The sequence below is a fragment of the Mesorhizobium sp. M7A.F.Ca.CA.002.05.1.1 genome (assembly GCF_003998335.1).
Taxonomy (GTDB): Bacteria; Pseudomonadota; Alphaproteobacteria; order Rhizobiales; family Rhizobiaceae; genus Mesorhizobium.
In genome coordinates this window covers 1-6,625 of the sequence record NZ_RZQI01000278.1, presented here as the reverse complement: position 1 = coordinate 6,625, position 6,625 = coordinate 1, and the positions used below count along the sequence as shown (strand labels likewise).

Genomic DNA, 6,625 nt, shown 5'->3' with positions numbered 1-6,625 from the left:
ATGAGGCGGCCAGACGGGCTGCGCACCGTGCCGGTGGCGACATAGTCGACATTCAGCCGGCGGCCGGCATCCTCGGGCGCGATGTTCTGCTCTGCCAGCGCAAACACCGATCCGCGCGCGATGACGAAGAAATCCCTGAGCTTGGCCAGGCGGGTGATGATGTCGTGGGTGAAACCGTCGGCCAATCCGCCGCGCGTGCCGCCGCTCTCCTCGACAAACGGCATCACCGCCAGCGAAGCGTGGCTGGGCTCGACCGGGCCGGGTGCGGCGGGCATGGTGGCCACCAGTGGCGATAGCGTGGACAGGCAGGCCGCCTGTGTCCGTAGCGAGGCCCCGGGCCGTTGTTCACGGATCGCCTGCCAGGCCGCGCGAAGCGGTGCGAAATCAAGCTCCTCCGACCGGAACAATCGCTCCGCCGAAGCCAGGTGCTGCTCTGCCGCGGCGACCTCGCCGCGCCCGGCCAGATTGGACAGCAGTGCTGCATGCGCACGCGTGTCGAACGGCGCCAGTTCCACCCATGTGTCGAGATGGGCGATCGCCTCGTCACTATGCGCCGGCAGGCTCGCGACAAGCCGTTCCAGCACGGCGGCATGGCAAGCGCTGAAGCGGCGGCGCTGCGCGATCAGCCAGCTGTTGAAATGCGGGCTGCGCTCGAGCTCCAGCCCGTCGAGGAAATCGCCGGCAAACAGTTTGGCCAGCGCCCGCAAGCGGCCGACATCAAGCGTGCCGATCCCTTGCGCGGCGGCGCGGCTGACCTCCAGCGCATCGACCAGGCAATCGCTCAGATCGAGTGCTACCGTGTCGCCCTGTGTCACGACCCGGTGTCGGCCCGGCGCGTCGAGTGCGCCGCGCAGCTTGCTCAGGCACCAGCGCAGCTCGCCCCTTGGATCGTTCGGCACGTCCCACAGCAGCTCGCACAGACGGCTGCGGCTGACAGGATGCGGCGCCAGCGCCAGATAGGCCAACAGAGCGCGCAGCTTGCGTGACGACGGCAACGTAACCGGCACGTCATTGCGGGAGATCGCCAGCGGTCCGAGCAGGCGCACGGAAAGGACCGGCATGTCGCCGTCCGGCCTCGATCGGCTGGATTCCACGTGCGTTTCCACGCCTGCTCCCACGCTGGCCTGTCGGCCTCTCCTGTATCACCAAACACGACACGGCGCATCCGGCAGCGGATTTCAGCGCCGGATGCAGCCATTGCCGCTGTGCGGCATGTCAGTCCTAGCGCGGCAAGGTCACCAAACCTCGTCGCCCAACCCGCCGGTTTGTAACCGGCCCGTGAAGACAAAACGCGATGACAATCAAGGAGACCAAGATGTTGCAGCAGCAGAAGATCAGAACCACGGCCGGGCGCGGCCGCTTGTTCGACAGCATTCTCGACACCGTCGGCGACACGCCGGTGGTGCGCATCAACAATCTCGGACCGGCCCACGCGACGATCTACGTCAAGGCCGAGTACTTCAATCCCGGTGCTTCGGTGAAGGACCGGCTGGCGCTCAACATCATCGAGGAGGGCGAGCGCAGCGGTGCGCTGAAGCCGGGCCAGACAGTTGTCGAGGCGACCAGCGGCAACACCGGCATTGGCCTCGCCATGGTCTGCGCGCAGAAGGGCTATCCGCTGGTCGTCACCATGGCCGACAGTTTTTCGGTCGAGCGCCGCAAGCTGATGCGCATGCTGGGCGCCAAGGTGGTGCTGACGCCGCGCGCCGAAAAAGGTTTCGGCATGTACAAGAAGGCGGTGGAACTGGCCGAGGCCAATGGCTGGTTCCTCGCCCGCCAGTTCGAGACGGCCGCCAATGCCGCCATCCACGAGGCGACGACGGCGCGCGAGATCGTCAATGATTTCGCCGGCTCGCGGCTAGATTGCTTCGTCACCGGCTATGGCACCGGCGGCACGGTGGTAGGCGTGGCGCGCGTGCTGCGCCGCGAGCGCCCGGAAACCCGCATCGTGCTCTCCGAGCCGGCCAACGCGCAGCTCATCGGCAGCGGCAAGGTCCAGCAGCGCGGCGCCGATGGTGCCCCCGCCGCCAGCCATCCGGCCTTCGAGCCGCACCCGATCCAGGGCTGGACGCCGGACTTCATCCCCAACGTGCTGCAGGAGGCGATCGACACTAGCCTCTATGACGAGGTGATGCCGATCGCCGGGCCCGAGGGCATCAAATGGGCCAGGGAACTGGCGCGGAAAGAGGGCATCTTCACCGGCATTTCCGGCGGCGCCACCTTCGCCGTGGCACGGCAGGTCGCGGAGAAGGCGCCGGCCGGCGCGGTGATCCTGTGCATGCTGCCCGACACCGGCGAGCGCTACATGTCGACGCCGCTGTTCGATGGCATCGAGGCCGAGATGGATGCCGAGGAGGCCGCCCTGTCGCGCTCGACGCCCGGCTGCCAGTTCCCGGCGACTTGACGGGAGATCTGGTATGGACGCCATGCAAGAAAACCTCGGCCTGGTGGCCGAGGAAACGCTCGATCCCCTAGACTGGGCCGATGTGCAGGCCCTGTCGCACCGCGTCATCGACGATGCGGTCGATTATCTCCGCGATGTGCGCGACCGCCCGGTCTGGCGGGAGATGCCGGCCGATGTGAGAGAGGCCTTCTCGGCGCCGCTGCCGCGCTCGCCGGCGCCGCTTGCCGCCGTCTATGGCGAGGTCTCGCGCACGGTGATGTCCTATCCGATGGGCAACATCCATCCGCGCTTCTGGTCCTGGTACATGGGGTCGAGCAACTTCACGGGGGCGCTTGGCGATTTCCTGGCGGCCATCCAGGGCTCCAACCTCGGCGGCGGCAACCACGCGGCCGGGCTGATGGACAGCCAGGTGGTGAACTGGTGCAAGCAGATGCTGGGCTTTCCGGCTTCTGCCGGCGGCACGCTGGTCAGCGGCGGCTCGATGGCCAACATCATAGGGCTGACCGTGGCGCGCAACGTCAAGGCCGGCATCGACGTGCGCGAGCATGGCGTTGCTGCCATCGAGAAGCCGCTGCGCTTCTACGGCTCGGAGCAGATACACTCGTGCCACCGCAAGGCGATGGAGGCACTCGGCCTCGGCAACCGGGCACTGCGCCGCATCCCGACCGATAGCGGGCTGCGCATCGATATCGCTGCCTTGCGTGCGGCGATCACTGAGGACCGCGCAGCAGGGTTCAAGCCGGCCTGCGTCATCGGTACGGCCGGCACCGTCAACACCGGGGCGATCGACGATTTGCAGGCGCTTGCGAAGCTGGCACATGAGGAAGGCCTCTGGTTCCATGTCGACGGCTGCATCGGCGCGCTGATCGCCATTGCGCCTGAAAACGCGCATCGCGTCGCCGGCATCGAACGGGCGGATTCGGTCGCGCTCGATCCCCACAAATGGCTGCACGCCCCATTTGAGGTCGGCTGCGCCCTGGTCAGGGATGCCGCGGCGCATCGCCGGACCTTCGCGGTGACGCCGGAGTATCTCGAATCGACGCCGCGCGGCCTTGCTTCCGGCGAATGGCTGCATGATTACGGCCTGCAGACGTCGCGCGGTTTTCGCGCGCTGAAGGTGTGGATGGCGCTGAAGGAGCACGGCGTCGAGAAATTCGGCCGCCTGATCGACCAGAACATTGCCCAGGCCGTCTATCTTGCCGGCTTGATCGAGGCCGCGCCACAGTTGCAACTGGCGGCATCGCCGACCGTCAACATCGTCTGCTTCCGCTATCAGCCCGGTCTGACAGGCGAGGCTCTGAAGGCGCTCAACACGGAGATCATGCTGCGGCTGCAGGAACAGGGCATTGCGGCCCTTTCGGACACCACGGTGCATGGCGAGCACTGGTTGCGCGTGGCGATCACCAATCATCGCACACGGCGCGAGGATCTCGACCTTCTGGTGCATGAAACGGTGCGGCTGGGGCAAGACATCGCAACGCAGGGTTCCGCGCCTTCCTAGTTACGGGCAGGCATGCGATTCTGCCGCGATGATTCGGGAGATCCAGGTCGTGACGCTGTTTCGTATGGTTGCACTGGCGGCGCTGGTCTTCACCGCCTCGGCGCAGGCCGCAGACATGGCCTTCTTCGTGAAGAACCTGCGCAAGGAATCTGTCGCGGTCGAGCTGTTCAGCCGCGACCGTGAGACGGTCTGGCCGGGCAATGACAAGGTGTTCCTGATCGAACCCGAGTCGCAGAAATCCGTGCCGCTGTCCTGCAATCAGGGCGAACAAATCTGCTATGGCGCCTGGGCCGACGGCAACGACAGCCTCTCGGCCGGCGTCGGGCCGGACAATGACCAGCCCTGCGACACCTGCTGCTTCATCTGCGTGGAACACTCGACCGAGACGATCGATCTGGTGCCGTAGAGCGCGGAAGTTTCGTTGGACCCAAATTAAGTCAGGGATCGGCCCGTCCGGTCCACTTCCGCGATTCAGCGCTGCATGCAATGGTCGCCCCGCGGCCGGGTGGGCCGCATATTCGGGGGTTATCATGTTTCATGCCTATGCGCGCCGCATGCTGGCCGCGCTGTCCTTCGTCATGCTGGTTGCGTCGGCGGCGCAAGCCGACGATGTCACCTTCGCCATCAAGAACAGCCACCCGAACGCCATGCGCGTCGAGCTCTACAGCCAGGATCGCGACTATGTCTGGCCGGGCGAGGACAAGGACTATTTCCTCGACGACGGCGAGACCAAGCAGCTGCCGATATCCTGCAACGCGGGCGAATCGATCTGCTACGGCGCCTGGGTCGATGGCGACGAGGGCACCTATTGGGGCGTCGGTCCCGGCAACACGGAAAAATGCGAGGATTGCTGCTACACCTGTAGCGGCGGCGAGACCGAGGAGATCGAGCTGGTCCCCTGACCGGTTTGCCAGCTTGACGGTCTTCGGGCCGGAGCCATAGCCTGTGCAAATACCCAGCGCGCGCCGCCTCGAACTGTTCAGACGCGACGTGCTTCAGGCAAAAGGAGCCCAGCTATGGCCGGCATGGTCGAAAGCGACAAGATCGACGTCGGGTTTTCCGGCAAGCGCTGCATCCACTCGCGCAACTGCGTGCTCGGCGATCCGCATGTCTTCGTGCCCAACGCGCCGGGCCAATGGATCCATCCCGAAGCGGCCAGCGTCGAGAAGATCGTCGCCATCGCCGAAAGCTGCCCGTCGGGCGCCATCACCTATGTCAGGAAGGATGGCGGGCCGCAGGAGCAATCACCGGTGGTCAATACGGTGCGGCTGCGGGAAAACGGCCCGCTGGCGGTACACGCCGAGATCGTGCTCGACGGCGAGACTTCTTATCGTGCCACGCTCTGCCGCTGCGGCGCTTCGGAGAACAAGCCGTTCTGCGACGGCAGCCACAACAAATCCGGTTTTGCCGCCACCGGCGAGCCGCCGCTGAAGGACACGCTGGCGCTCGAAGCGAGGAACGGTCCGCTGAAAGTGACGCCGACCACCAATGGCCCGCTCAAGCTTGAGGGCAATCTCGAGATCGTCACCGGAACCGGCCATACGGTCGATCGTACGCAACGCGCCTTCCTCTGCCGCTGCGGCCATTCCGCCAACAAACCGTTCTGCGATGGGACGCACAAGAAGGTGGGGTTTGTGGGGTAGCTGCGATCTCCCTCCTTGAGGGGGAGATGGCCGGCAGGCCAGAGGGGGTCGTCTCGCGTAGAGCGCTGGCTTCCTCTTTCGCCTCGTATGAAGTCGCATCCAGTCTTGCCGACCCCCTCTGTCGCCTTTGGCGACATCTCCCCCTCGAGGGGGGAGATTACCCGTGGCCCAGCGCTCGCGGCTTTATCGCCCGCTCCGTATCGGCTAAGGGCAGGGACAAATAAATTGCCACCCGGACCGCCGCCAAAAATGACCGCCAAGACCAAGCCAAAGCCGCTGTTCCTCGGGATCGACACCGGCGGCACCTATACCGATGCCGTGTTGTGGTCTGAAACGGAAGGCCCGCAAGAAGGCCCGAACAAGGGCAAGGTGCTGGCCAAGGCCAAGGCGCTGACCACAAGGCATGATCTTGCCGTCGGCATTTCCGGCGCCGTCGATGCGGTGCTGCAGAAAGCCGGAACCGATCCGGCTCATATCAAGCTGGTGTCGATGTCGACGACGCTTGCCACCAACGCGCTTGTCGAGGGCCAGGGCGGCCGCGTCGCGCTGGTGATGATCGGCTTTTCCGAGGGCGACCTCGCCCGCGACGGGCTGAAGGCCGCGCTCGGCACCGATCCGGTGGTGTTTTGTCCGGGCGGCCACGACGTGCACGGCAATGCCGCCAGGCTCGATCTGTCCGGACTGGAAGCGGCGTTGCCGGAACTCGGCGCCTCGGTGTCCGGCTTTGCCGTCTGCGCCTATTTTGCCACCCGCAATCCGGCGCATGAGATCGCCGCCCGCGAGTTGATCCGCGAAAAGACAGGCCTGCCGGTCACATCGAGCCACGAGCTGTCGGCCAAGCTCGGCGGTCCGCGCCGGGCGCTGACCACTTTGCTCAACGCCAGGCTGATCTCGATGATCGACCGCCTGGTGGCGGCAACCGAAGGTTTTCTTGGAGAACGCAACATCGCGGCACCGCTGATGGTGGTGCGCGGCGATGGCGCGCTGGTTTCGGCCGCTTTTGCCCGCCAGCGGCCGATCGAGACCATCCTGTCCGGCCCGGCCGCCAGCCTGGTCGGCGCCCGCCACATGACCTGT

Annotated in this window: 7 protein-coding genes; 6 read left to right on the top strand and 1 reads right to left on the bottom strand. The window is 65.8% G+C overall.

Annotation, left to right across the window (positions count from 1 at the left end):
* Positions 1–1,061, bottom strand: a 1,061-nt coding sequence (locus tag EN939_RS15950) for a BTAD domain-containing putative transcriptional regulator (protein ID WP_272483096.1), incomplete at its 3' end; no start/stop codon positions are given.
* A 254-nt stretch (positions 1,062–1,315) separates the two neighbouring features.
* On the opposite strand from EN939_RS15950, the gene cysK reads away from it, so the two are divergent.
* The 6 genes from cysK to EN939_RS15920 all read left to right on the top strand — a co-directional run.
* Entirely contained in the window at positions 1,316–2,404 is a 1,089-nt protein-coding gene (cysK, locus tag EN939_RS15945; protein WP_127268753.1) for a cysteine synthase A, read from the top strand.
* Between the two features lie 13 nt (positions 2,405–2,417).
* The gene (locus tag EN939_RS15940) at positions 2,418–3,905 is read left to right on the top strand and encodes a pyridoxal phosphate-dependent decarboxylase family protein (RefSeq protein ID WP_127268752.1); all 1,488 of its coding nucleotides are present in this window, start codon (positions 2,418–2,420) and stop codon (positions 3,903–3,905) included.
* 49 nt (positions 3,906–3,954) lie between these two features.
* A complete protein-coding gene (locus EN939_RS15935) occupies positions 3,955–4,311 on the top strand; it encodes a hypothetical protein (RefSeq protein ID WP_127268751.1) in 357 nt (118 codons plus the stop codon).
* A gap of 124 nt (positions 4,312–4,435) precedes the next feature.
* Complete coding sequence (locus tag EN939_RS15930) at positions 4,436–4,807, top strand: hypothetical protein (RefSeq protein WP_027040247.1); 372 nt, start codon at positions 4,436–4,438, stop codon at positions 4,805–4,807.
* Between the two features lie 114 nt (positions 4,808–4,921).
* A complete protein-coding gene (locus tag EN939_RS15925; protein WP_127268750.1) occupies positions 4,922–5,548 on the top strand; it encodes a CDGSH iron-sulfur domain-containing protein in 627 nt (208 codons plus the stop codon).
* Between the two features lie 249 nt (positions 5,549–5,797).
* Positions 5,798–6,625, top strand: an 828-nt coding sequence (locus EN939_RS15920) for a hydantoinase/oxoprolinase N-terminal domain-containing protein (RefSeq protein WP_164751014.1), incomplete at its 3' end; no start/stop codon positions are given.